General features: G+C 59.7%; 17 protein-coding genes. 12 read left to right on the top strand and 5 right to left on the bottom strand.

The window, feature by feature from the left end:
- Nucleotides 1-158: 158 nt before the first annotated feature.
- Genes ACVOLI_RS05330 through ACVOLI_RS05350 form a run of 5 tightly spaced genes read left to right on the top strand, consistent with a single transcriptional unit; the run spans nt 159 to nt 9,328 of the window.
- Complete coding sequence (locus tag ACVOLI_RS05330) at nt 159-2,405, top strand: type VI secretion system Vgr family protein (RefSeq protein WP_481533805.1); 2,247 nt, start codon at nt 159-161, stop codon at nt 2,403-2,405.
- Nucleotides 2,406-2,423: 18 nt separating this feature from the next.
- Nucleotides 2,424-4,040 carry a hypothetical protein gene (locus ACVOLI_RS05335; protein ID WP_481533806.1) on the top strand — a complete coding sequence of 539 codons (1,617 nt, stop codon included), beginning with the start codon at nt 2,424-2,426 and terminating at the stop codon, nt 4,038-4,040.
- Entirely contained in the window at nt 4,037-4,168 is a 132-nt protein-coding gene (locus ACVOLI_RS05340; RefSeq protein WP_303749847.1) for a hypothetical protein, read from the top strand. The genes ACVOLI_RS05335 and ACVOLI_RS05340 overlap by 4 nt, the downstream gene beginning before the upstream one ends.
- 18 nt (nt 4,169-4,186) lie before the next feature.
- A complete protein-coding gene (locus ACVOLI_RS05345) occupies nt 4,187-8,716 on the top strand; it encodes an RHS repeat-associated core domain-containing protein (protein WP_481533807.1) in 4,530 nt (1,509 codons plus the stop codon).
- 15 nt (nt 8,717-8,731) lie between these two features.
- Nucleotides 8,732-9,328 carry an imm11 family protein gene (locus ACVOLI_RS05350; RefSeq protein ID WP_481533808.1) on the top strand — a complete coding sequence of 199 codons (597 nt, stop codon included), beginning with the start codon at nt 8,732-8,734 and terminating at the stop codon, nt 9,326-9,328.
- A gap of 212 nt (nt 9,329-9,540) precedes the next feature.
- Here ACVOLI_RS05350 and ACVOLI_RS05355 read toward each other — a convergent pair whose 3' ends face one another.
- The 5 genes from ACVOLI_RS05355 to tssJ all read right to left on the bottom strand — a co-directional run bounded on the left by ACVOLI_RS05355 (nt 9,541) and on the right by tssJ (nt 17,746).
- The gene (locus tag ACVOLI_RS05355; protein WP_481533809.1) at nt 9,541-10,185 is read right to left on the bottom strand and encodes a DUF7738 domain-containing protein; all 645 of its coding nucleotides are present in this window, start codon (nt 10,183-10,185) and stop codon (nt 9,541-9,543) included.
- Entirely contained in the window at nt 10,182-14,681 is a 4,500-nt protein-coding gene (tssI, locus tag ACVOLI_RS05360) for a type VI secretion system tip protein TssI/VgrG (RefSeq protein ID WP_481533810.1), read from the bottom strand. Before tssI ends, ACVOLI_RS05355 begins: the two co-directional genes overlap by 4 nt.
- 103 nt (nt 14,682-14,784) lie before the next feature.
- Nucleotides 14,785-15,576 (bottom strand): type IVB secretion system protein IcmH/DotU, encoded by a 792-nt coding sequence (icmH, locus tag ACVOLI_RS05365; RefSeq protein WP_481533811.1) that lies wholly within the window; start codon nt 15,574-15,576, stop codon nt 14,785-14,787.
- Nucleotides 15,576-16,910: a type VI secretion system baseplate subunit TssK gene (gene tssK / locus ACVOLI_RS05370; RefSeq protein WP_303749854.1), complete on the bottom strand. Its 1,335-nt coding sequence runs from the start codon at nt 16,908-16,910 to the stop codon at nt 15,576-15,578. The genes icmH and tssK overlap by 1 nt, the downstream gene beginning before the upstream one ends.
- A 224-nt stretch (nt 16,911-17,134) precedes the next feature.
- Nucleotides 17,135-17,746 (bottom strand): type VI secretion system lipoprotein TssJ, encoded by a 612-nt coding sequence (gene tssJ, locus ACVOLI_RS05375; RefSeq protein WP_481533812.1) that lies wholly within the window; start codon nt 17,744-17,746, stop codon nt 17,135-17,137.
- A 362-nt stretch (nt 17,747-18,108) separates the two neighbouring features.
- Between tssJ and ACVOLI_RS05380 the strand changes: the two genes are divergently transcribed.
- The 7 genes from ACVOLI_RS05380 (at nt 18,109) to tssG (ending at nt 24,779) form a co-directional block, all read left to right on the top strand.
- The gene (locus ACVOLI_RS05380) at nt 18,109-18,612 is read left to right on the top strand and encodes a tetratricopeptide repeat protein (protein WP_481533813.1); all 504 of its coding nucleotides are present in this window, start codon (nt 18,109-18,111) and stop codon (nt 18,610-18,612) included.
- A gap of 32 nt (nt 18,613-18,644) precedes the next feature.
- Nucleotides 18,645-19,145: a type VI secretion system contractile sheath small subunit gene (gene tssB, locus ACVOLI_RS05385; RefSeq protein ID WP_313172269.1), complete on the top strand. Its 501-nt coding sequence runs from the start codon at nt 18,645-18,647 to the stop codon at nt 19,143-19,145.
- Nucleotides 19,146-19,148: 3 nt separating this feature from the next.
- On the top strand, nt 19,149-20,639 hold the full coding sequence (tssC, locus tag ACVOLI_RS05390; protein WP_303749858.1) for a type VI secretion system contractile sheath large subunit: 1,491 nt from the start codon (nt 19,149-19,151) through the stop codon (nt 20,637-20,639).
- A gap of 146 nt (nt 20,640-20,785) precedes the next feature.
- Complete coding sequence (locus ACVOLI_RS05395) at nt 20,786-21,283, top strand: Hcp family type VI secretion system effector (protein WP_057628616.1); 498 nt, start codon at nt 20,786-20,788, stop codon at nt 21,281-21,283.
- A gap of 120 nt (nt 21,284-21,403) precedes the next feature.
- On the top strand, nt 21,404-21,895 hold the full coding sequence (gene tssE, locus ACVOLI_RS05400) for a type VI secretion system baseplate subunit TssE (protein ID WP_481533814.1): 492 nt from the start codon (nt 21,404-21,406) through the stop codon (nt 21,893-21,895).
- The gene (gene tssF / locus ACVOLI_RS05405; protein WP_481533815.1) at nt 21,895-23,730 is read left to right on the top strand and encodes a type VI secretion system baseplate subunit TssF; all 1,836 of its coding nucleotides are present in this window, start codon (nt 21,895-21,897) and stop codon (nt 23,728-23,730) included. The genes tssE and tssF overlap by 1 nt, the downstream gene beginning before the upstream one ends.
- Nucleotides 23,694-24,779 (top strand): type VI secretion system baseplate subunit TssG, encoded by a 1,086-nt coding sequence (tssG, locus tag ACVOLI_RS05410; RefSeq protein WP_481533816.1) that lies wholly within the window; start codon nt 23,694-23,696, stop codon nt 24,777-24,779. The genes tssF and tssG overlap by 37 nt, the downstream gene beginning before the upstream one ends.
- Nucleotides 24,780-24,783 lie beyond the last annotated feature (4 nt).

Here is a 24,783-nt window from a genome sequence, read left to right on the forward strand (position 1 = left end):
GGTTGCGTGAGGACTGCGTGATGAAGCCCGCCATCGACTAATACATTCCTACGAATTCAGCATTCAAAGACCCGATAAGGGTGTCAGAAAACTGGCGCGTGACATAAAGCAATGGCACAGTCGGGTTCTCGACAACGCATGGGACGACGGAACGCCCGATGTTTGCAGAATCACTTTCAGCAGCAGGCGGCTTGCAACGCCTGCATCAAGACCGCCGCCTGGTTCGAGTGGAAACCGCGCTTTCACCAGAGACCTTTCTGGTCAAGCGCTTTGACGGCAATGAATCGGTCTCCGCGCCATTCCTCTATCACGTCGAGTTGCTGTCTACCCAGCCAAGGCTGGAACTGAAGCAGCTGGTTGGGCAGCCGCTACGTCTGCTTCTGGGCGACGAATTTGGTGGCCGCAGTGTGCACGGCTATGTGCGCGAATTCGCTAGCACCGGGCAACAGGCACAGTTCAACAGTTACCGCGCCGAACTGGCACCTTGGTTCGCTTTCCTCGATTACACCAGCAATTGCCGCATCTTCCAGGACAAGAACCTCCTGCAGATCATCGAAGAAGTGTTTGCCGGCTACGAACAGTTGGCGCGCTACCGCTACGATCTCAATGCAGGCAAGTTGCAGCCCTTGTCCTATTGCGTGCAGTACAACGAGTCTGACTTTGCTTTCGTCAGTCGCTTGCTGGAAGACGCGGGCCTGTACTACAGCTTCGTACATGATGATGAGGGGCACACGCTGGTCATCAGCGATGACTCCACACTCAGTGTCGTACACGGTGAACCGGCTGCAATCGCGTATGTGTCCGATCAGGGAACCCTGGCGCGTACCGGTCTGCATCGCTGGGGCGCGCGGCGCAGGGTAGGGCCGAGTGCGCAGACATTGCGCAGTTTCGATTTCAAGCAGCCCAAGCAGCAACTTGATGGAAACCAGGGCAACCAGGTGCCAATGGGCTTGTTGCCGCCGCTGGAGCAATACCGTTATGACGGCGCAGCACGCTTTGCAAACAGCCGCGTTGGTGAAGCCTTGGCGGCAGTACGTAACGAGGAAGTGAGCTGGCCGACCAAGTTGTTCGAATGCGCTGGCAACGCCGGTGACCTGGGGGCTGGTGCTTGCTTCAGTCTCGAGCGGCATCCTGATTTCATTGGTCGCGATGAGGCAGACCGTGAGTTCTTCGTGGTGTCGATGCAGCGCGAGGGTCACAATAATTTCGCCAGCGATTTCTCCAGTGCGGAATTGCCCAGCGTTGAGATGCAGGCGCAGGTATTGCGCAGGCGTATTCCGTTCCGTCCCTTGCGACAGACACCGTGGCCACGCATGCCTGGACCGCAGACCGCAACGGTGGTCGGCCCGCCGGGCGAGGAGCTGCATGCCGACGCCTATGGCCGGGTGAAGGTGCAGTTCCACTGGGACAGGAAGCTGGATCGACGTGAGAACGCCTCATGCTGGATCCGTAGCTCCAGCCCTTGGGCGGGCGCTGACATGGGCGGTGTGTCGCCGCCACGTGTCGGCCAGGAAGTCATCGTCGATTTTCTTGATGGCGATCCGGATCGCCCGATCATCACCGGCCGTGTCTACAACGAGCAGAACATGCCGCCGTTCGGCATGGAAGTCAGCGGCCTGAAGTCGAAAACGGTCAAAGGCGGTGGTTGGAACGAAGTCTCCATGCACGATGGTGCGGGGGGCGAGCTGTTGAACATGCGTGCGCAGCGCGACATGGTCACCACCGTTCTCAATGACCAGACCGCGAGCATCCTCAACAACAAGACCACGAGTGTGGCGGTTGACCACGGCATGACCGTGGGCGGCAACCAGACCATCGGTATCACCGGCAATCGCGGCATCACCGTTACCGGTACCGATACCTCGACCGTGACCGGCACTCGCACCACTGATGTCACCGGCGCAGTCGCCGAGACCTTTCACACCGGTCAGACCAAGACGATTCTCGCTGCCGGCTATACCGAAACCATCACTGGTCCTTTCACCACCACGTTGACCGGCAACTACATCAGCCAGCGCACCGGCACGTGGAAGCAGACCATCACCTCGACCTCGTGGGAACAGGTGCAGGGAAAAGTTACCGAGCAATACCTGGCAGGGCGGGAAACCACGATTACGGGCCTGGACAAGCGCGGAGTCACCGGTGCGGTGGAGGATGCAAACAAGGGCTCGCGCACCATCGGTGTGGAGGGAACGTTCGAGCAGGGTGTCACCGAAACCCACTCGCAGTTCTCGACCGGCGACATGACCTTGTCGTCCGCAGCCAAGCTGATCGCTGCAGTGGGCGAATCGTCCGCCATCGAGATTACCGCCGGTGAGATCAGGATAAGTGCCGGTGGTTCAGAGGTAGTGATCAACGCCAGTGGCGTTTCGGTCAATGGTAGCGAGATCAAGCTCAACTGCTAAGCAGAACGGAGATTCAGCGTGCAGGACACCCCCATGTTGCGCGGCCTCGACACCTTGCGCGAAGCTTGGTTACAGGCCAGTTCCGATCCATCCAGGCGATTGCTGATATGGCGTTTGCCAGCCAACGCAAGCCGCCTGCTTGCTGCATTCTTCGAGATGCAGCGGCACGACGAAGGACGCAATACGCCGGACTTTTTTCTGCGTATCGACGCGCGCTACGAGCTCGGTTTCCGCTACAGCCGGCAGATCAAGCAGGACTTGTTGGAGCGCTATCTCGGCAGTCAGGATGAACTGCGGGAGCAGGGTGTTTCACTTGGATGGCGCGGCCCCAATGAAACCCACCCGGACTCGGCTTCCGGCGTGGTCGAGGTGCTTGAGAGCTTTGTTGCGCATCATGGTGACCATATGCGCCTGATGGCGGCAGTGTTGGAACCAGAACGCCAAGCCCCGGGTGACGGCTTTGAGCGCTGGGTCTCGGCGGCACTCAGCGCCGGCCCGGGCAAGCGCCTGCGATTGGTGTTGGTCGACACCCAGGAAGATCCGCGTTGGCAGCCACTGCTGGAGAAACACAGTGACACGGCTGCCTTGATCGGCGGCGACGTCGATATGTTCGCCATTGCCCGTGACACCGCCGCGCAGGCGAGTGGACGCGGCCCAGAGGTGCTGTACCGTCAGTTGCTTGCTGACCTGATGCTGCTGATCGAACGCGGTAGCCCCGCACAGGTGCTAGCCCGCGCCGATCGCGCGCAGGCGCTGGCGTCACGCAGCGGCTGGCACGACCAGCAATCGGTAGTGCAGATGATGGTGGCGGGCAGCTGGCTCAAGCACGGCGACCACGCCAATGCCATCAATGCTTACCGCACTGCGCGCAGCGCTGCTGAGAGTGCCCGCTCAGGCGGCAATGCCGCAGGCGCGGATCTGGTGATGCAGAGCTGGTTCGGCGAAGCCGGTTGCTGGTTGACTGCGAAGCAGCCAGAACGCGCCGCACAGACCTATCTACAGGCATCGGCGTCGGCTGCCAGTATCCCCAATCCCATGTTCCAGCTGGAAGGGAAGCGCATGGCCGGTTGGTGCCAGTTGCAGGCGGGTAACAAAGAAATCGCGCGCACCGAGCTGCTGGAAGCGATTCGCATCGCAAAGCCGCTGTCGCCGGCAGACCGCAAGACGACGACCTTGCCGCAGGCATTGTGGGATCTGCTGTTGCTGCAGGACGCACGACGCTGCGAGAAGCTGCAGGAGATTTCGGCACGCTATGTGCAGGCCAGTACCAAGGTGTTTGTTGATGCCGAGAGCAACGCCATGGCGTTGGGCCCGCGGCCCGCACGCGCTGCGCTCGACGCCATCGAGGTGCAGTTGGACGCAGCGTTGGAGCAGGGATTCCATCGCGCCCAGCAGGAACGTGAGCGGTTGATCCAGGCCGGTGATGAGTTCTTCCGCAAGATCGTCGCCGTGGGCCGCGACTTCCTCGATCCCGGTTGGAACGGTATTCCGACGCTCGAACACCCGCTGGACCACGAGATACCCGTATGGAGCGAGCCGCCGGCAATGCAGCCACTGCCCGATCCATCAACACTACTGCAGCCATCGGCTGGGACACGTGACGCATCAACAACGGTAGGAGCAGCACTGGCATGACGCCAAGCAGGAAAACAGCAGTGATGGCGGTGGCCATCGTGGTCGGGATCATCGTCGTGGCCTGGATCAGTGCCGACTATCGCGACGAGGTCAAAGCCTTCCTGCGCGCATTGCTGCGCGCGATCTGAGCGACAAGGAGTGTTGCCATGAGCATCGCCGCCAAACACCTCGATCCGCAGTTGGGCATCGACATCCACATGTATGCGGTGCCGCCAAGCCCACTGCCAACGCCGCATATCGGCTTGGTGCTGGATCCCTTCGATTACATCCCGTTTATCGGCTCGACGATCAAGGTCAATGGTGTGCATCGCGCCACCGCCGGAACTGGTGGGCTGGACGTGCATATTCCGCTCGGCGTTTGGGCGCCACCGTTGGCTGCACCAATGGGTCCGCAGTTCGACGGCGAAGAAATCTTCATGGGTAGCCGCACCGTATCTGCGGATGGCGAACCGTTCTCCCGGTTGGCGATGCCGGTGCTGGACTGCAACCTGGCCGGGATGATCAATCCCTTCCGGGTGAAGAAGCCGAAGAAACCGCTGCGCGCGATGTCCCTGCCGACCGGTTTGAACGTGGCCATTCCCAGCAGCGTGACAGTCGGCGGGCCGCCAACGATTTCGTGGACAGCGATGGCGTTCCGCGCCGCGTTTGCCGGATTGGGCAAGCTGCGCAAGAGCAAATTCTTCCAGGGCAAGATGGATGCCTTCAAGAAGTGGCGTCAAGGAAAGTGGGGGCATCTGCCGTCTGGCACGCTTAAATGCAAGATCCTGCGCGCCGAGCCGGTAGATATACGAGACGGCAGCGTCGTGATCAGTCACCAGGATTTTCATATTCCAGGCCGTCTGCCGTTCGCATGGCAGCGCAGCTACAGCTCCGCCCAGATCGGGCGTGGCGGTGCCTGTGGTATCGGCTGGCAGACGCCTGCCGATATCACCTTGGAAGTGCTGGCTGATGGGTCGGTATGGATGTCGGGGCCGGGGCAGGTGGCGTTCTTCCCCGAGCTGCCACCGGTTGATGGTGAAGCGGCAGCGATACTCGATTTTGTGGATGGTGCGCGCCTGCTGCGCCAGAACGGTCAGCTGCGGGTGCGCTTCAAGGGCGGGCTGCAATATGTGTTCGGCGGGGACCTGCGGAGTGGCGTTGCTGCGCTACCAGTGCATGGCCTGCTGGCGTTGGAACGCATCGAAGACGCCAGTGGCAACTACTGGCGCTTCGAACGCAATGATGGCCATCTGGTACGTATCGTCGAAAGCGGTGCCGACGGCCTGCAAGGCCGCTTCATCGACGTGGATACGCGCCATGGCCGCATAGAGCGGATGGCACTGCACGACCCGGCAACCGGGCTGGTGCATCCGCTGGTGAGTTACCGCTACAGCAGTGAAGGTGATCTGGCTGCAGCGCTGGACGCTTTGGGTGCGGCGCGTACATTTGTCTATCAACAGCATCGATTGGTGCAGCACACGGACCGGGTCGGGTTGTCGTTCTACTACGCGTTCGATGCGCAGGGACGGGTAGTGCACTCCTGGGGCGATGGCGGCCTGTACGACTACCATTTCGAGTACGACGCACTGCTGCGCGAGACGCGCGTGATTGATTCGCTCGGCCACCTGAGTGTGATCAAGTTCGATGAAAACCAGCTGCCCCTGTGCGAAATTGATCCGCTCGATGGCGTCACCTTCTTCGAGTACGATGATTTCGGCCGCACGGTCGCGGTCACGGATCCGGAAGGCCTGCGTACGGACTTTGCTTACGATGCACGCGGCAACCTGTGCTGCCTGACACGGGCAGACGGAAGCAGCTTTCAGTTTGACTATGATCCGCTGGACAACATGGTTGTTCTGCGGACCCCAGACGGCGCGACGTGGCAGCAGGAATTCGACGGTAAGTTCAAGCTGGTGGCACAGGTGGATCCACTCGGTGCGAGAACAAGCTTCGAGTACAGCCCGGAAGGTCAACTTCTAGCCCAGCAGAATGCCCGGCAGGCGATGACACGGTTGCGTTACGATCGGCACGGTCTGGTCTGTGCGGTGATCGATGCGCTCGGCTCCGAAGCGCGCTATGCAAGCGACCCTCTCGGCAATCTTTTGGAACAGGTGGATGCGCTAGGGCAGACCAATCATTACGAATACGACAAAAAGGGTCGCCTGTTGGTTGTCCGAGCTCCAGAAGGAACCAGCATTCGATGCGAGTACGATGCTGAAGACCAGTTGATCCGGTACATCGACGAGGCGGGTACGGAGACTCGTCTGGAGTATGTGGGTGTCGGGCAGGTGTCTACCCGCATGCAGGCTGATGGCCATAGCGTGCAGTACCGTTACGATAGCGAGCAACAACTGATCGCGGTGATCAACCAGCGCGGAGAGTCCTATCAGCTGGTACGCGACGCGCTTGGACGTATCGTCAATGAGGTCGATTATTGGGGTCAGGAGCGCCGCTATGACTACGATGCGGCGGGGCGCCTCAAAAGCGTGGTGGATGCGCTTGGGCAGCGAATCTCTTTCTCAAACGACAAGCTGGGGCGCATCGTCCGCAAGACAATGCTCGATGTAAGGCATCCAGGAAGGCAGGTGCAGGAGCATTTCGGCTACGACAAGATCGGACGCCTGATTGAGCTGCGGAATCCGGCGAGGAGCATAAGGCGACGCTACGATCCTGCCGGGAAAATGCTGGAGGAGCTGCAGGACGGCTTCAAGGTCAGCTATGGATACGACGAGGTTGGAAATCGCGTTTCGCGGCGGACTTCCGCCGGCAACTGTGTGGCGATTGTCTACGATCTTCTCGATCAAGCGGTGTCGATCGCGATCAATGATGAGTCGCCAATCCTGATGCAGCGCGATGCGTTGGGTCGGATTACGCAGGAAGTACTAAGCCCGCATCTGCTGCGCAACTTCAGCTACAACAGTCGCAACCTGATGACCTCCCAGTCCATCCTGAAGGACGCGGCGCCGCTGCTTGAAACAAGCTACGACTACGATCGAAGCGGTAACCTGGTACGGCGCAATGACAGTGACCAGGGCGTTGACGAGTATCGGTACGACGTCATTGGGCGGCTGCTGCAGCACACCGATCCAAAGGGCAAGATAGAGCGATTTTTTACTGATCCGGCGGGTGATCGTCTGCGGACAGAGATCAAACAGGTACAAGTGCGCAGGATCGTGGGTGGTGAAAGCGACGCTCAAGGAACATGGACGCGCGAGGGGACCTATCAGGGAGTGCGCTATGTGTTCGATAGGGGGGGTGACCTGGTACGCAGGGGGAGTCCGCAAGGTGGATCGGATGATCTCACTCTTGTCTGGGATGCGAATCATCGGCTTGCTGAAAGTACAAAGAATCACGTAACGACCAACTATGGATACGACCCCCTTGGGCGACGGGTATTCAAACGGAATCAGGCTTGCACAACCTGGTTCTTCTGGGATGGTGACGCGTTGCTGGGCGAAGTCCAGCAGGCCAACGATGAAGATGAGGTCGCACCGATCTGGGTCGGAAATGTTGCAAGTCTGGTGGAGGTGAGGGCGCGACAGCAGCAGCTCTCCAGGTTGCATGAACGGGTGCGGGAGTATGTTTACTGCGCCAAATCGTTTGTTCCCCTGGCCCTGATTGAACCTGGCAAAGCGGCCAACGATGGGCTCGCACCAGTCGCTCAGGCCGAGATCAAGGCGGGCGCCATCCGCGAAATTGACGCTGTCGATTCGTCTACGTCATTGGAACAACGAGCGCAGATCGGTCCATCGATAGATCAATCATCGATTGGTCGATTGGGTGGGATGGTTCTGGGGGCGAGAGCCAAGGAGCTTGGTCCCCCTGTTGGGGTGGGGCCGTCGCGTTCGATGGGGATGTCTTTGGCGACGCCACAGCGTATTGGTAGAGTCGAGGACTCCAAATCCGCGCCCGTAGCCATGGTAGTGGGATCCCGTCCAGACAGTGGGTCGGTTCTGGTGGGAAAGGGGCTGCACCGGGTCTACATCTACCAATGTGACCCGAATGGAGCTCCGCATGCCCTGATTGACAGGTTCGGAGCCATTGCTTGGTCCGCAGGCTCTGGTACTTGCGGTTCGTCAGGCACCTATCATGGCCGGGTAGCCAACCGGATTGGCCTGCAAGGGCAGTACCACGATGACGAGACCGGGCTTGCGTATGCCAGGCATAGATACTTTTCCTCTGACATCTGCGCGTTCGTTTCGAAGGATCCCATCAGGATACTCGGCGGTATCAACATATATGAGTACGCAGTCAATACGCTGAGGTGGGCCGATCCACTTGGCCTGAAGGGGGGGAGTACCGAGCTCGACAGAAATATCGGTGGCAGGGTCGGTGATGGCATGCAGGCGCATCATCTAATCCCTGAGGAGGTGATGGACAATCCCGCCTTCAAGGATATGTTTGATCACCTGGAGTCGATGGGCTTTGATAGAAATGGCGCTGCAAATGGCATACATATGCCGGGCTCTGAGAGTCTTTCAAAAAAGACAGGCATGGTAGGGCACTGGAGTAATCATGACATGTATACCGCCGATATCTCCGCAAAAATTGATAAGCTGAATACCGCTTGGAAGAGTGGAAAGTTGTCGGATATGCAGCTTTTGTTAGGTATTCGCAATGTTCAGTCGCGGGCTTTTGCCGATATTGAAAGCGGCAAGGTGGCACGCGCGCTATCAAATGCATGCAGGATGGGGTGATTGATTATGCTTTACATGGTTCGTTACATTCCTGACAACGTTGGATGCCCTGTAGTCTTGAAAGGGAAGTTGAACAAGCCTTGGGCGTGGAATGCGTTCGATCCGGATCTGTCAAATGCCGGATTTGAGGTCGGATATGTTTACGAAGCCAAGCACAAGTTTCTGAACTTCGACTACTGGGACCTGAACTGGATGGCGTCGGAGCAGTTTGTCGAGATATGCCGGAAATTTGATGTTGGCGTTGATGCCGTTCCAGTGGATGTAGTGCTTTCCGATGGCGCATCGTCGGTTAAGAAATACTTCTATTTAAGATGGTCCGCGTGGGCTTCTGTCATCGATTTGGATCGTTCTCGCTATGAGCTCGAGAAAGACCTGGCGACTGGCGAAGTCTTGTATCAAAAGTATTTTCCAGATGCGCCGGTCCTGGAGTCGATTGAGAGTTTTGTTGTCGATGAGAAAAAGGTGCCTGGAAGTGCGGCGTTTCTTTGCTTGGATCTCGGCCACACCTTGGTGTGCAACGCGTTGTTTCGTGCAGCGTGTGAAGATGCTGGCTTGCAAGGCATGGGTTTCGAAGAAATCACGTCGTATACCAAGAGTGACTTCTGGGATTGAGGCTGTAGACGCCTGCTGCGCTTGAATCGCCGTTCGCAGCATTGATGCGCTAGAGATGGTGAAGAAGGGGCGGGTGGAGGTGTATCTGTTTCCATGGCCAGTCGCTGGCGTCGCCTTGGTCAACGGTGTTCAGTTCCCAAGCTGCCGTCGAGCGTTTTGTCGGCATGATGCAGTAGCGACTTCCCGGCGATTTGCCAACGCCGATTGCGTGGTTATCGCTTATCTGCCATCTGCAGTTCCACTGTGTAGATCACGCTGTCTTCGATCTGCCCATCAACCGCAAAGGCGATGGACAGCTGGTCCGCTGCAAGATCGGTGCGGTGGGTGAAGCAGGTGGCCACGCCTTTGGTGCAGCTGACATCCCAGACATCACCACCGGCAGCGCGTAGCTCGCGTACCGTGGTCCGGTTGGTGATCGGCAGCCCTTGCAAAGAGAGTGTCTGGTTGAAGACGCTCCGTGGTTCCAGCTCGGTGCCGGGCGCGGGTACGTCAAAGCCGGCTGCTTCGCTGTCCATGTGATTCAGGACGATGGTGACGATGCTGGCGTTGGGCTCTTTGGCGTTGTCGGGATAGACACGGATGCCGAGCTTGTCCCAGACCAGAACCGTCAGGCTGGGGTTGGGTTGCGTGCTTCGATGGTCTGGGCCCAGTGCCTGGATCCACGCGCTCATTGGTGCGCCAAGCTCCAGCGCCTTGCTTTGGTAAATCAGGCCCGTTGGCGTGGTTTCAAGTACGGGCTTCGCGGTGCTGGCCGGCGCGGTGCTTGTGGCCTTCGACGACACTGCATGCGATGAGCTGACATCGCAGCCGATGAGTGCCAAGCCGAGCAGTGCGGTGACCAGTGCGCGCTTCTTCACTTCTTGCCGCTCCCTTTGACCTGGTTCTTCTCGCCGAAAAGATCTTCATAGAATTTGGTGATGTAATCCCAGCTGTCGGTGCCGTAGCGGCCAACGCGGCGGATACCCTCGAGTGCATCTTTGCCATGCTCTTCGTGCAGGTGCTCGATCTCGGTCGCCGATGCAGCCCTGCGGATATTGGCCGCATGGTCTTTGGCCCAGGCCGAGACATGAGGGCATTGCCAGCTGCTGTCGTAGGGGTGGACCAGGTAGTCCTGTGCAATTTTCACAGGATCGCAGAGCCCATTCCCGTTCCAGCGAGCAAGCATGGCCTTGCCAACTTCGGTTACTGCTTGCTGGGCCAGCTTCGCTGCGAGGGTATGCAGTGGATGCACGTCGTGATCCTTGGCCAACTGCGAATGGCTTGGATCGGTCGAGCCATTCTTGTTCGGGTCCGAGTCGAACATGGTCTGGGCATCGTCGACGCTGTTGCCGATCAGCAGCAGCAACTGCTGGTAGACAAGGTTGTAGCTGTTCAGTATCAACCGCATTGGTGCCGAGGCGATCCAGCCGGCGCGTTCCAGGTATTCGTGGCCTGGAATGTTGAGCATGCGATCGCGTAGTTTCAGGAAATTCTGGAAAGCGTTGTAGTAGCGTTGGTCACTCTGCTCGGAAAGCAGGACAAGCATGATTTTCTCGCTGTCCGAGCGGTCACCTGGTTTGCTGGCCTTGAATTCCCAGCTCTCCACGCTGAACAGCTTGTGCGCGATGGGTTCGGCCAGGCTGGCAATCACGTCGGTGGAACCGAACATGCCGGTAACCACCGGGTAGGTGTGCTTGCAGTCCGCCTTGCCCGTCCAGACCAGCACGTTGCTGTGCCCAATCTTGCGCAGGCTGAGTTCGCAGAAATTGGAGTGGGCGAAATAGTCCTCCAGCACATGCAGCGCGGAGCCAAAGTGACGCATACCGTCGGCAGTGCGGCCCAGGGAAATGGCCTGCCTCAGTTCCGAAGCCATGAAGGCGCTGGAACTGCTGATGTAGCGCTTCAGCGATGTGTTCTTGTCGACACCAAGCAGCGGGCTGTTGGCAGTGACCCAGGGCTCGAAGTCCTTGTCGATGGTTTTCGGATCGGCTGGATCGGGCTTTATGTTCTTTGGGTTGTCGATGTGCTCGCTGGGACGGTAGACGCCAAGCCGCGCAGGCGTGACCTCGTAATGCGCCTTGTCGCGGTAGCGCAGCTCGTGGAATTCGCCGCCGGCGAGGATGTCGACGATCTTGGTCAGTGCCTCGCGGGAAATATACTTGCCGAGATCTTTCGGCATGTTCGGCGGGCGTACGATCTTCGGATCCAGCAGCTGCGAATAGTCGCGCAGCCAGTTGCCGAAGTAGATCGCCGCCAGGTCCCTGCGGCTGAAGCCGACCCTACCCAGCACGGCTTCGATCGAACGGTGGCCAAATGACTGCCCCGGGTTCTTGGCGTGGTTCTCGCCATCGCCTGCGCTGAAGCCTTCGTAGCGACCGTCGTGTGACTGGTTGTCCTGCGCGGCAACCGGACCCTGCTGCCGCAGTGCAGCCTGCACCTCGGCATAGTTGACCTTCAGCGGGCCGCTGAACTCGGGCGAGGTGTAGTCGGCATAGGTCGTTTCATGGCTGCCTTCAAGATCGAAGAAGGCGAACCGGTACGCCATGCTCGTACCTTCTTCATGCTCGCTGTCGCCGGCGATGCTTGGCTTGCCACTGGCATCTTTCTCTGCCAGATCGTTGCGAAGCACGTTGTCTACGTGGTGACCAAACTCGTGCAGAAGCACGGCCAGCAATTCGCGTGAGGCCTCGATCGACGTCGATGCCTGATCAGCCGCCGAGGCATGTACGCGGATGACACGCTTCTTGTTGTCGTAGTCGGCTGGGTAGGGGCCGCCGCTGAGCACTTCGTGCTTGGGTTGTGGGAAACTGCCGCCCTTCAATGCCTCCTGCAGCTTCATATAGGTTCTGGCAGGTATGTCGAAGCCGAATGTCGGTGCCATCATCATCACGAATTCGATGGTGGTGGACTTCTCGGCAGCGCTGCGCAGCTGGTCGTAGGCGAAAGTGCTTTCGATCTTTCGTGCCGGATCGGGTTTGATCTTGAATGCAGGCAGGGGCGGCAGTCGCGGCGATGCACTGCTGCCGCTCTTGAACGGATGCTTGCCGGCCTTGACCTTGAACTCACCCGGGCAGCTGAAGGTGATGTCGCCGCCTTCAAGCGTGATCGCGCTGCTGCCGGCTTGAAGCACGACCTTGCTCTTGGCGAGCACATCGATGCGCTGGTCCGTAGCGGTAACGGTGATGGCTTGATCGGCCAGCAGTTCCAGCTCGCCATCGTTGGACTGCAGGCTGACCGGGCCGTTGGCGGCAATCAAGCGCACCGGCCCAGCTTGCGCGAACAGCGACACCTGGCCGCCTGAAACCGCAGCAATGGTTTCGCCGCTGCTTGCATGCAGGTCCTGCTGCACGGTGAGCTGCAGATTCTTCCCGGCGAAGGCAATCGCGCTTGCTGGTGTGGTCCATGCGATATGGTTCGGCGCCTCGGCAAGCAGCACTGGCTTGGCGAAACGCTCCACCGGTTGATCACCAGCTGCGCGGCCGTCGCTGGGCTTGAACTGCGATTGACCGTTTACCACGGACTTGAAGCTGCCTTCCGCAGTTGGATCCACCTGCTCGCGCAGTTGACCGGTTTGTTGCCAGGCTTTGAGCCCGGGCACCTGCTGTTGCTGCAGTGTCTGCTGCATCTGCTCAAGACTACGCTCTGCGCCTTTCAGCTGCGCAACAACCTCGGCGTTGTCCATTACCGTGGAAGCAGCGCGCTCTTGTGTGCTGGCGGAAAGCAACAAGCCCTGCGCGGCGTGTACGTTGCCCCAGCCTAGTGTTGCCAGCTCAAAGCCTTCACCACGCAGTGCACCGCGCGCGGTGTCCTCATGCTGGACCAAGTAGCCAAGCTCCAGGCGACTGTCGGCAAGCGAACTGTGCAGGCGCGTGCGCAACTGTCCGGGTGTGTCGTCCATCAGCCATTGCTGGCTGCCACCGCCGTCATGCGCGCGCGTGTGCAGGCCGCTGAGCACGCCGGGATGCTTTGCGTTCTCATCGATGCCGCCGCCAAACGGCGGTGCTACGTTGCCGTTGTAAAGCTGGCCGGTGATGCGTGGTTGGTCGATATCGCCGTGCAGGAATTCGACCAGTACCTCGCTGCCGATACGCGGCAGGAATGCAGTGCCCCAGTTGGGGCCGGCAACCCATTCGGCAACCGAGACCCAGCTGCCGCTGGTTTGATCGCCGGGAGCGTGTCCGGCCTGCGCACTGCCTGTTTCACTCAGGCCACCCGCATTGGGCGTGCTGCCACGCTGCCACGAAAACTGGACGCGGACCTGGTGCTCGCGGTTCGGACTGAGAGCGGCATCGGCGACGCCAACGACGCGTGCGGTCTGCAGGCCGTGCAGGGCAGGGCGATCGTGCGGCAGCGCACGCACCGGGACGCTGGCATCAGTTGCAAGAAAATGGTTCCGGTAGCTGCCGCGCTCAAGCGCGCTGTTGCCAAGCAGTTCGGCGATGCCGCTGTCGAGGTTGTTGACTGCGGTATGAGCGACGACCAGCAATTGGAACTCGCTGCCTTCGTGTTGCGGATGCTGGGATAGCGCGAAGCGGGAACCGGCAGCCATGCGCCGTTCACTGCTGCTGCCGCTGTAAAGAACCTGTGCAAGCTGCAGCGCATCCAGCCTTGCCTGCGCCTCGCTTTGCGCCCAGCTCGATTCGTTGAAGCGGCCGGCGCGTGGTTGCACATAGACTTCGAGCGATGGAACGTCGCCAGTTTCAGCGTTTGCCTGTGCAGCAATGGCGGTGAGTTTGTCGCTATGCCAACTCGCAACCGTGCTGCTGTTTGGCACCAACTGCCGCTGCTCGCCGAAATGGGTGATGCCATCGCTGGACTCGCTGGCCGCGATGCGATGGAAGCGCACAGTTCCAATATCGGGAAGTTCGGCCTGTGGATCGAAGATGACCAGGGTATGGGCGCCGTCGCCATCCTGTTTCTGCTCGATACGCCAGGCAAGCCCGCTTTCCGCCAACAGCCGACTGACAAATTCCCAGTCGGTCTCGCGATACTGGGTGGTGATGGCGCGCTGTGGCAGGCTTGATTCGACGTCGAAGCGATACGCTGCCTGCGGATAATCATCAAATATCTGCCCGCAGATCGCACGTACATCCAGCTCCTGGAAGATCACCGCGTTGCGGCGCAAGCGCAGTAGTGCAGTCCAGGGCTCGAGGGTGAGCTGGTAACGCGCCAGGCCGCCGTCGCTGCCGAGCTGCGCTACGTCGGTGCACAGCCCGTTCCACTGGCGCTGTGAACCATCGGGTAGCTGCAGTTGCAGGGTCAGTGCTTGTTCCAACCAACTGTCCGTCTGCAGATACGCATCGGTGCTGAGGCAGTCGATCTGCAGGCGCATATCGCCGCACAGGGCTTCTTCGCCCTCGAAACGTTCAACCACCAAACCTTCATTCGGTGCTTGTAGCTTGATCAGCCGATTGTTATGTGAGATCGCGGCGAGCGCGGTAGACAACGAGGAGCTCGGGACGTCCATATCGACAGGCTCATGGCAAAGTGATCGTGATGTGTGCAGTGCGTTCTGGCATCTGCACAACGTTGTTGTAAGCAGCCAGCTGTTGGCGGGTGTCGTGGGCCATGTAGGTGCGCAGGCCAATGAAGGCGAGCACACCGACGCAGCCAACTACCGCAGCGGGCAGCCATAGAGGAATCACCCGCCGCAGCTGGTTGCGGATATTGTCCGGCGGTAGCGCATGCGGCGCGAAACCGTGGCGCTTGCCTTTCAGGTAGACGATTTCATCGCCCAGCCGCGCAGTGAGATAGCCGAGCTTCTCGGTGCCTTCCAGGCGGTACTTGCCCTCGAAGCCCATCAGCAGGCAGTAGTGGTACACCTCCAGCGACGGCAGGCGCGGACCGCCCTGGCGACGCAGCTCCTCAAGCTTTTCGAAGAAGTGCTCACCGGCAAGATGCTCACCAAACATGCGCAACTGCAGCGGGCTTCGCTCCCATACTTCATGCAGTGCCGAAGGCTGCGAGAGGATGGCCTCGTCAACGGCCGCACAGAACGCGTACTTGGAGGCGTACACATCTTCAGCTGCTATGCCAAGGCGCATCGCATTGCGCTCGACGCTGTCGAGGAACTTCTGCACGGTCTGCACGAAGCCTTCAGCGTCATTTGGCAGCTGGCCGCGCTTCAGCAGCAACAGCAGGTAGAAGCCGTCGGACATCAGATCCTGCAGGCTTTGCGGCGCTGTCGAGATCGGTGTGTTGCTCGCCATGGCAGCGTTGCCGGTCAGTGACGGCATCGGGCCCGGGGTTGGTGGCAGGTGTGAGTTCATCAGGTGGTCACCGCAACGAGTTCCAGCTTCAGGTCGGCAATGCCGGCCGGGACGTAGATCATCAGCGACTGTGATTTCAGCATGCGCTCGTATAGCGCGCCGCGCGGATCAATCTCGAAATAGTGGCTGCCCGGTCGTACCGGGATTGCCGCAGGAACCTGCGCCGCGTGTGTGAGTTTCACGCCAGGCAGGGCGGAGAGCACGCACTTCTCGACGTCATCCGGCGCGCCGATCTTGAAGCGGATCGGGACGGTCTGGATGAGGTCCTGTGCCGGCATCGATGCCGATACCGAAAGGTAGAACGAAGCCTCGCCATCGATACGCTGCGAGTCGAGCCGGCCCAGGTGATAGGACGGCTTGATTTCGTTCAGCGCGATCTTGAAATAGCGCGTGGAGATCACCGTCTCCAGCAAGGCACGCACGATCTCCAGCAACTTGCGGAACGATGCCTCCGGTTGATCGTGGCGATACACCGGCAGGTCGTTGAGCTGGTAGGTGTTGGAGAAGGTAAGTAGCGCACCGGCCATGCGCAGCAACTCCTGATGCAGGCGTTCCGGGTGCAGCTGCGGATGATGCAGCAGGTGCGCCAGTGCGCTGAACGAAGAGTTGATCGTATGCAGCAGCCAGAACGATGCGATATCGCCCGAGCGGAACTCAATGATGTTCTGCGAGGTCTGCCGATGCAGGCCGTAAAGCGCGTCGACCTTTGCCTGCAGTGCATCCAGCACGGAACGCAGTTCGCGATGCAGGAATGGCGACGCCTGCAACTGTGCGCACGGAGGAATGAACTCGTCGTCCAGCTCGAAGCCGCCACTCGAGGTCCTGCGCACGCGCGCAACAGGAACCGTTGCGTAGGCATCCTTGGGCTGGTCGTCGGTAAGCAGCTTCACTGCTTTGCTGAGATATGCCAATTCAGCTTCGGCAGCATCCGTGAACAAGTCGTCCGAAACCCGGTTGGCCTGCCGATAGCGCGCAAGCGCGGTGCCTTCTGCATCAGCGCAATTGCGACCATCATCACGCAATAGCGGTAATGCGAGATACACAATCGTTGACTGTATCCCCGGTGGAAGATCTTGCAGCGATACAGCATCCGGCAGGCCGTCGTGTACCGGAGCATCGTAGCTTTCGCCGTCAGGAAATACCGCGGATAGATCTAGGGGGCGCAGCGTGCCGCCTGTCAGAGCATGCGTGTCAAAGCGCACTCGGCGCGCGCCCCAGGCATAGGGATGCAATGTCTGCGACAGGTCTTGTAGGCGCGCCTCGTGATAGGCGTCTTGACGCTGGAAGTGCTGCGGGCGAAGGAACAAGCCTTCACCCCATAAGACCTTCGACATCCTGCTTACGTAAGCCACATTTCAGTCCTTGGAAATTTCGTTGGCGCGTTGCTTCAGGCTTTCTTTGCCCTCTGGTGCATTGCTACTGCACCGGCAGCTTCGCAGCTTGATGTGAAAACTCCATTCACATCCTGATTCTCGTCACATCTTGTGGTTCGAGCGCGGCAGATACTAGCGCATGCCTGCGCTGCAATGTTGTGGTTACAGCAAAAACGCACAGTCGTTCAGCGAGCACCGGCACAGCGTATGGAAGCCAGGCTGCCTGGATCACCCGAGATGCGCGAGCTTAAAGCTGCGCTATCAGTTGTTAGTGCACATGCGTGTACGCCGATTGTCAGGCCATCATTGGGAAGAGTCTTGTTGCGTGCATCAAAGGCCATGCGCCATCGTGCTTCTGCAGGTGAACGAAACAACGCGACGACGCCAATGACAGCGGTGCCATCACTGAGTTGTTCGGGCAATTCCTGTCGTACACCCGGTGTCAGTACTACTTCGTTCACAGAAAGAAGGTCCGCGCCAAGCGCGGTCTGTTCGCCGGCCTGGTCAAGGAAAGAATTGAAGGTGGCTTGTTCAAAGCGTTGTGCACTGCGCAGGTGGTAGATCTTCAGTACGGCAGCGCTGGCGCGCTTGTCATTGCCGGCATTGAGATTTGTCCCAGCGTAGATTTTCAGCGGTATTACGGGGGGCTTTTCAGGTTTGCTTTCACGCAGACCAACGGCTTGCAGTGTACTGTCCATCGCCTTGCTCAACTTGCCACCGGACGCACAACCACCTAATCCAATGGTGCTAACAAGGACGAAAGTTGTGACGGAAACCACACGCGGAAGTTTGCTCATGTACGCATTCATTTAGTGATGGGCGCCAAGAAAACAGCGGGGAAGTGACGACATGTCGGTGCAAGTGCAGCACGACGATGTGAAGGAAATGTCTAGAGAAAACAAATCGCGGATTTGAAAATAACTATACCCACGCGCATTTGCGAATGTACACTGCCGCCGCTGGGACTGGATTCCCGCAAGTTGTATCGGCGGAAATGCGGCTCCCTTTAGGAACTTATTTCGACGAAGGAATCACTATGGATGTGAAGGTGTTTGGGGCGGCAACACGTCGTTCGGTTTTGGCGTTGGCACTGCTGTCGGGGTTGGGCGCATGTGCATCGACACCAAAGAAGGCAGCAGAAATTCCTTTCGATGTAACGTTGGCGAATGCCGAGGCGCAGGTCGCTACCGCGGGTGCGGATGCAGCGATCAGTGCGTTTGAGGTTGCAGCGAAAGCTGATCCAACGCGCAAGGAGCCGTGGGTACGCATTGCGCAATTGCAGTTCGACCAGAACCGCTATGCACGCGCAATCGTCGCGGCCGAAGAAGTATTGCAGCGTGATCCTGATGACCTTGTTGCTGACGGCGTTCTGACCGTCGCTGGCTTCCGCATTGCCAACGAATCGCTGCAGCGCCTGGATGGGCGCGGTGCGTTGGCGTCGGAAACCGCACAGCGTGAAGCGCAGACGTTGGTGACCACGCTGCGTAGCACCATGGGCGACGCCATTCTTGAAACCGGCAAGCCAAAGCCGCGTGCGACGCGACAGGCAACACGTTCAACGGCTGCGAGCCGTCGCGCCGCACAGCCTGCAGCCGCCCAGCCTGCACCGGCGCGTCCGGCGCGTGACAACGGCGCGGATCCCTTCCAGAACATTGGCAACTAAGCCGGATCAACAGGACCAGTCAGGAGACACTCATGGCCAAGAAGGACAGCGTTCAAAAGCGGTTGCAGAAGATCCGGCCGCCGCGCGTGCAGCTTACGTATGACGTGGAAAAGGGCGACGCGATCGAGCAGAAAGAGCTGCCGTTTGTGGTCGGTGTGATGGGTGATTTCAGTGGTACGCCGGAAAATCCGCTGCCCAAGGTCAAGGACCGCAAGTTCGTCAACGTCGACCTCGACAATTTCGACGAGGTGATGGAAGCGGCTGGCCCGCGCGCGGTCTATCGCGTGCCCAACAAGATCAGCGAGAGTGGTGGCGAGTTCGGCGTCGAGTTGAAGTTCAACTCGATCGAAGACTTCCGTCCGGAGTCGGTGGTGCAGCAGATCGACCCGCTGCGCCGTTTGCTTGAGTCGCGCACCAAGCTGGCTGATCTGCGCAACAAGTTGGCGGGCAATGAAAAGCTCGAGGACCTGTTGACCGACGTGCTCAACAACACCGAGCAGCTCAAGAAGCTCGGCGCGGCGAAGGAGGAATAAGCGATGGCGTCTGAAGCCAGTCAACTGTCCGCGCCGGTCGCGGCTACCGAAGAAATCGATCTGCTCGACCAGATCGTAGAGAAGAGCAAGGTCGCCAAGTCGCGCACCGAGCATGAGCGTGCCAAGGACATCATCTCTGCGCTGGCGCAGGAAGTGATGGAAGGTACGGTTGTGGTGTCCGACAACCTGAACCTGACCCTGGATGCACGTATCGCCGAGATTGACCGGATCATTTCCGAGCAGCTCAGCGCGGTGATGCATGCCCAGGAGTTCCAGGCGCTGGAAGGCAGCTGGCGCGGCTTGCACTACCTGTGCTCGCAGACCTCCACCGGCCCGAACATGAAGATCAAGGTCTTCAATTCGCCGAAGAAGGATCTGGTCAAGGACTTCAAGTCGGCCATCGATTTCGACCAGAGCGCGCTGTTCAAGAAGGTCTACGAGGAAGAGTTCGGTACCTTCGGTGGTGCGCCGTTCGGTGCCCTGATCGGTGACTACTTCCTTGGTCGTCAGCCGGAAGACATGTACTTCATCGAGCAGATGTCGCATGTGGCAGCCGCTGCTCACGCGCCGTTCCTGTCTGCCGCCAGCGAAGGTATGTTCGGCCTGGAGTCGTTCACCGACCTGGGCAAGCCGCGCGACCTGGCCAAGGTGTTCGATACGGTTGAGTACGCCAAGTGGAAGTCGTTCCGCGAGAGCGAGGACAGCCGCTACGTTGGCCTCACGCTGCCGCGCTTCCTTGGTCGTTTGCCGTACAACCCGAAGGACGGCACCACGGTTGAAGGCTTCAACTTCGTTGAAGAGATCGAAGCCGCCGATCACAGCAAGTTCCTGTGGTGCAACACCGCCTATGCGGCCGGTGCACGCCTGACCCAGGCATTCGAGAGCTACGGCTGGTGTGCGGCGATTCGCGGTGTTGAAGGTGGCGGCCTGGTCGAAGACCTGCCAACGCATACCTTCCGCACCGATGACGGTGAAGTGGCACTGAAGTGCCCGACCGAGGTCGCCATCACCGACCGTCGTGAGAAAGAACTCAGTGACCTCGGCTTCATGCCGCTGGTGCACTGCAAGAACACCGACTACGCCGCCTTCTTTGGTGCGCAGTCGGCACAGAAGCCGAAGAAGTACAACACCGATTCGGCCAATGCCAACGCGATCCTGTCTGCACAGCTGCAGTACATTTTCGCGGTCTCGCGTATCGCTCACTACCTGAAGGCGATGATGCGCGAGAAGATCGGCAGCTTCGCATCCGCGGGCAACGTCGAGGAATTCCTGAACCGGTGGATCGCCCAATACGTACTGTTGGACGACAACGCCAGCCAGGAAGCCAAGGCGCAGTTCCCGTTGCGTGAAGCATCTGTGCAGGTTTCGGAAGTTCCGGGCAAGCCCGGTGTCTACCGCGCTGTGGCCTTCATCAGGCCGCATTTCCAGCTCGATGAGCTGTCTGTTTCGTTGCGTCTTGTTGCTGAACTGCCGGCGTCGGCAAAGAAGTCGTAACGTTTTGATGTTGCTTTAGCGTCGGGTAGGGACCTCGGTCCCTGCCTAGCGGCGGCGCACATTTCTAGAGGGCGAAGCCCCCCTCAACCGCCGGGCCCCCGCCCGGCAAACAATCTCACGGAAGAACGGAATTTAGGAGACCAGATATGCAACATGCTTTTCTTTCCATTGACACCATCAAAGGTGAGTCGCACGACGACAAGCACAAGGATTGGATTGAAATCCAGTCCTTCTCGCAGGATCTGCTGCAGCCTCGCTCGGCCACTGCCTCCACCTCCGGTGGTACCACGGCAGCCCGCGTGAATCTGTCGCCGATCGAAATCATCAAGTCGATCGATCTCGCTTCCACGGCCCTTAACCAGGCCGCCGCAAACGGCACCACCTTCCCGAAGGCACGCGTTGAGTTCATGCGTGCGGACAAGGACGGCAACGCGATCAATTACTACCTGGTCGAGCTGCTGAACGTGCTGGTACACCGCGTCACCACCACGGTTGACAAGGAAGGTATGCCGCAGGAAGTGGTTCAGTTGAGCTTCGGTGCAATCAAGTGGACTTACCAGCAGCAGAAGCCGGAAGGCGGAGTTGGTGGCAAGACCGTGGCACAGTGGAGCGCAACCAAGAACATCCCGAACTACACCGTTTGATGATGTGTTCTGCGATGGCGCGATAAGCGCCATCGCAGTCTCAATCCCGGCAAGGCCAGGAACGGCCCTGCAGTTGCATCGCTGCCTTGACGCACGGATGCCCAGCTACCGGAAACAACGATGAAGGGACTCGAACCCAGCCTGTTGGAAAAGCTGTTTGACGATAACCCGCGCAGTGCGGGTGCCGGGCCGATCTTCAAGTCCGTATCGCTGGAGCAGTACAAGGAGTCCATTGCGCGTGACCTGGAGGGGCTGCTGAACTCGCGCGCCGCTTTCCAGGAAAGCGATATGGCGGAGTTCCCGAACTGCCGCCAATCCCTGTTGACCTATGGGCTTGCCGATTTCTCGGCGATGAGCCTTGCCAATGCCTATGACCGTTCCGCCATCTGCCGCTCGTTGGAGCAGGCGGTCGGCCGCCATGAGCGCCGTTTGAAGAACGTCAATGTGCAGCTTGATGCCGGCAACCAGTTCGCCGGTGGCCTGCATTTCACCATTCATGCGCTGCTGGATCTCGAGCCTGCGCGCGAGCCGGTAAGTTTCGACGCGATGCTGCAGCCGTCCACGCTGCAGTACCAGGTTACCCGCGCCCGTCGCACCCAGCAGGCGCTCTGATGCAGGATCTGCTGCCCTTCTATGAGCGCGAACTGGCCTACCTGCGCCGTTATGGCCGCGAGTTCGCCGAGCGTTACCCCAAGATCGCCGGCCGTCTGCAGTTGTCCGCAGATGGCAGCCAGGACCCGCACGTTGAGCGTTTGATCGAGGCATTCGCGCTATTGAGTGCGCGCGTATCCAAGCGTATCGACGACGACTACCCTGAGTTCACCGACGCGCTGTTGGATGTGCTGTACCCGCACTACCTGCGACCATTCCCGGCCTGCTCGATCGCCTATTTCGATATGGACGGCGTCGCTTCCAAGCTGAGCGCACCGGTGCGGATTCCGCGCGGCACGTCCTTGCAGAGCCGCGCGGTGCGCGGCGTCCCTTGTGATTTCCGCACCAGTTACGATGTGGTGCTGGCACCCATCGGTATCTCCGCCGTCACCTATCGGGCGGTGGCCGACGCGCCCATGGCAACCGCATTGCCGAGCGGTAGTGGGGGGCAAATCTCACTGAGCTTCAATCTGCTCTCCGATCAGCTTGGGTTCGCCCAGTTGGGCACCGACAAACTGCGTCTGTTCCTCGATGGGGAGCCGTCGGTGCGCGCCGCCTTGCGTGACGCACTGCTGCTCGGTGTAAAGGCCGCGTATGTTGAGTCGGACGGCGATGGTCGCTGGCGTCGGCTTGAGTCAGTGCCGATCAGCCCGGTTGGCTTTGCTGACAGCGAAGCGCTGATTGATTTCCCGGCGCGTTCGCACCCTGCGTATCGCTTGCTGACAGAACTGTTCGGCTACCCGGAAAAGTTCGGTTTCGTCGACCTGGACCTGACCGCCACCAGCGCAGGCGCCAGCCGCCGTTTCACCTTGCACCTGATCCTGCCCGCCGGGCAGCAGGAGCGGGCCAATGCAATGGTGCTGGAGGACATCGGCCTGCACAACGTGCGGCTGGGCTGCACGCCCATCGTCAATCTGTTCAAGATCAACGGTGAGCCGATCCGGGTCACCCATCGCACGGTGAACTATCCGGTGTTGGCGGACGCACGCCGTGCCTATGCCTTTGAAGTGCATTCCATCGATTCGGTCTACCGTATCCGGCAGACACCGCAGGGCGAGGCCATCCATGAGTTCCGTCCGTTCTACTCGCTGCATCACGGCGAAGACCCGGATCGTACCGGGCAATACTGGGTCGCCCGCCACGACGAAGACATTGCAAGGCAAAGCCCCGGTTTCGAAATGGAGATCAGCTTCGTCGATCTCTCTTTCAACCCGGTGTTGCCGCAGACCGATACGGTCAGCCTGGAGTTGACCTGCAGCAACCGCGATCTACCGCATCAGCTCGCCTATGGCGTGGCGGGTGGCGACTTGAGCATCGAAGGCGGCAGCCCTGCCAAGGCCATCACATTGCTGCGCAAGCCAACCCGACCACTGCGCTTCCGCCACGGGCGGAGTGCGCAATGGCGCCTGATCTCGCATCTGTCGCTGAACCAGCTGTCCCTGAGTGGCAGCGGCCTGGCAGCGCTGAAGGAAATGCTGCGCCTGTACGACCTGTCTGGCAGCAATGTTTCCGCACGGCAGGTGGACGGCATTCTTGCACTTGAGCAGGTGCCGGCGACGACCTGGATGTCCGGTCGCCAGTTCGCATCTGTCGTACGCGGTCTTGAAATCCGCTTGACCATCAATGAGGCCCATTTTGTCGGCACCGGCGTGGCTGCATTCGCGCAGGTGATGGATCATTTCTTCGCACTGTATGTGCATGCCAATAGCTTTACCCGACTGGTGCTGATTTCCGGCGACAGCGGGGAGGAGATCGTCCGATGCGAAGCGCGCAGCGGCGAATCGATCCTGGCGTAGCCCAGCAGCTGCTGGCCGAGCCGCACCGCTTCGAGTTCTTCCAGGCGGTGCGCCTGCTTGAGCAGGTGTTCGAGCGACAAGGAGTGAAATCGGGGCAGGCAATTCCGATGCGGTTGCGTTTCCGCAACAGCCTGTCCCTGGGTTTCCCTGCGACCGAGCTGTCTGCCGAAGGTGAGGTGTACTCGCTCGCCGGCGATCGCCTGCAGGAACGTGAAGACATCGAGCAGGCGCTGGCTGCCGAAACCCTGGGCGAAGTGCATCTGACCCCGCAGTTCATGGGCTTGCTCGGCACCTCCGGTGCATTGCCGCTGCATTACACCGAAACGTTGCAGATTCGCGAACTGTACGAGCGCGATCGCACCGCACGTGCTTTCCTCGATATTTTCTCAACCCGCGCCGTAGCGCTGCATTACGCGGCCTGGAAGAAGCACCGGCTGGCATTGCAGTACGAGCTGGACCGGCGCGAGCGCTTCCTGCCGCTGGTTTTGTCGCTGCTCGGCATGGGGATGCACGAGCTGCGCGACCGGCTGCATGACGGCGAAGGCGACATCTTCGATCAGGCAGTGGCGTACTACGCGGGCGCGATCCGGCAGCGGCCAGTATCGGCAGCGCTGATGCAGCGCGTGCTCTTGGACTACTTCCAGGTGCCGCTCGAAGTGCAGCAGTTCGTCGGCGCCTGGTACCGCGTACCGGCAGGGCAGGCGACGCGTCTGGGGCAAGCCAATGCCGTACTGGGTGCCAGCGCGTTGGCAGGTGATCGCGTCTGGCAGCGGGATCTACGCCTGCGCCTGCGCATCGGCCCGTTGTCGAAGACGGCATTTGACGATTTCCTGCCCGGCGGAACTGCAGCCCTGGCCTTGGCCAAGTGGCTGTCGCTACTCACCGGCGGGACGCTCGAGTACGAAGTTCGATTGGTACTGCGTGCCGAGGACGTCCAAGGCAGCGCACTGGGAACAGGAGCGCGCTTGGGTTGGGACAGTTATATGTGTACACGCGGGCAAGACGGCGCGCGCGACGACACCACCTATGGCATCCATACATTGCAATAACGAG

The organism is Stenotrophomonas sp. STEN029, assembly GCF_056760015.1.

What these genes read in the sequence shown, in the direction of transcription:
- ACVOLI_RS05345 (WP_481533807.1), top strand. Translation starts at nt 4,187, where the DNA reads ATGAGCATCGCCGCCAAACACCTCGATCCGCAGTTGGGCATCGACATC.
- tssJ (WP_481533812.1), bottom strand. Translation starts at nt 17,746, where the DNA reads ATGAGCAAACTTCCGCGTGTGGTTTCCGTCACAACTTTCGTCCTTGTT.
- ACVOLI_RS05330 (WP_481533805.1), top strand. Translation starts at nt 159, where the DNA reads ATGTTTGCAGAATCACTTTCAGCAGCAGGCGGCTTGCAACGCCTGCAT.
- tssC (WP_303749858.1), top strand. Translation starts at nt 19,149, where the DNA reads ATGGCGTCTGAAGCCAGTCAACTGTCCGCGCCGGTCGCGGCTACCGAA.
- tssE (WP_481533814.1), top strand. Translation starts at nt 21,404, where the DNA reads ATGAAGGGACTCGAACCCAGCCTGTTGGAAAAGCTGTTTGACGATAAC.
- ACVOLI_RS05395 (WP_057628616.1), top strand. Translation starts at nt 20,786, where the DNA reads ATGCAACATGCTTTTCTTTCCATTGACACCATCAAAGGTGAGTCGCAC.
- icmH (WP_481533811.1), bottom strand. Translation starts at nt 15,576, where the DNA reads ATGAACTCACACCTGCCACCAACCCCGGGCCCGATGCCGTCACTGACC.
- tssF (WP_481533815.1), top strand. Translation starts at nt 21,895, where the DNA reads ATGCAGGATCTGCTGCCCTTCTATGAGCGCGAACTGGCCTACCTGCGC.
- tssB (WP_313172269.1), top strand. Translation starts at nt 18,645, where the DNA reads ATGGCCAAGAAGGACAGCGTTCAAAAGCGGTTGCAGAAGATCCGGCCG.
- ACVOLI_RS05340 (WP_303749847.1), top strand. Translation starts at nt 4,037, where the DNA reads ATGACGCCAAGCAGGAAAACAGCAGTGATGGCGGTGGCCATCGTGGTC.
- ACVOLI_RS05350 (WP_481533808.1), top strand. Translation starts at nt 8,732, where the DNA reads ATGGTTCGTTACATTCCTGACAACGTTGGATGCCCTGTAGTCTTGAAA.
- tssK (WP_303749854.1), bottom strand. Translation starts at nt 16,910, where the DNA reads ATGTCGAAGGTCTTATGGGGTGAAGGCTTGTTCCTTCGCCCGCAGCAC.
- tssG (WP_481533816.1), top strand. Translation starts at nt 23,694, where the DNA reads ATGCGAAGCGCGCAGCGGCGAATCGATCCTGGCGTAGCCCAGCAGCTG.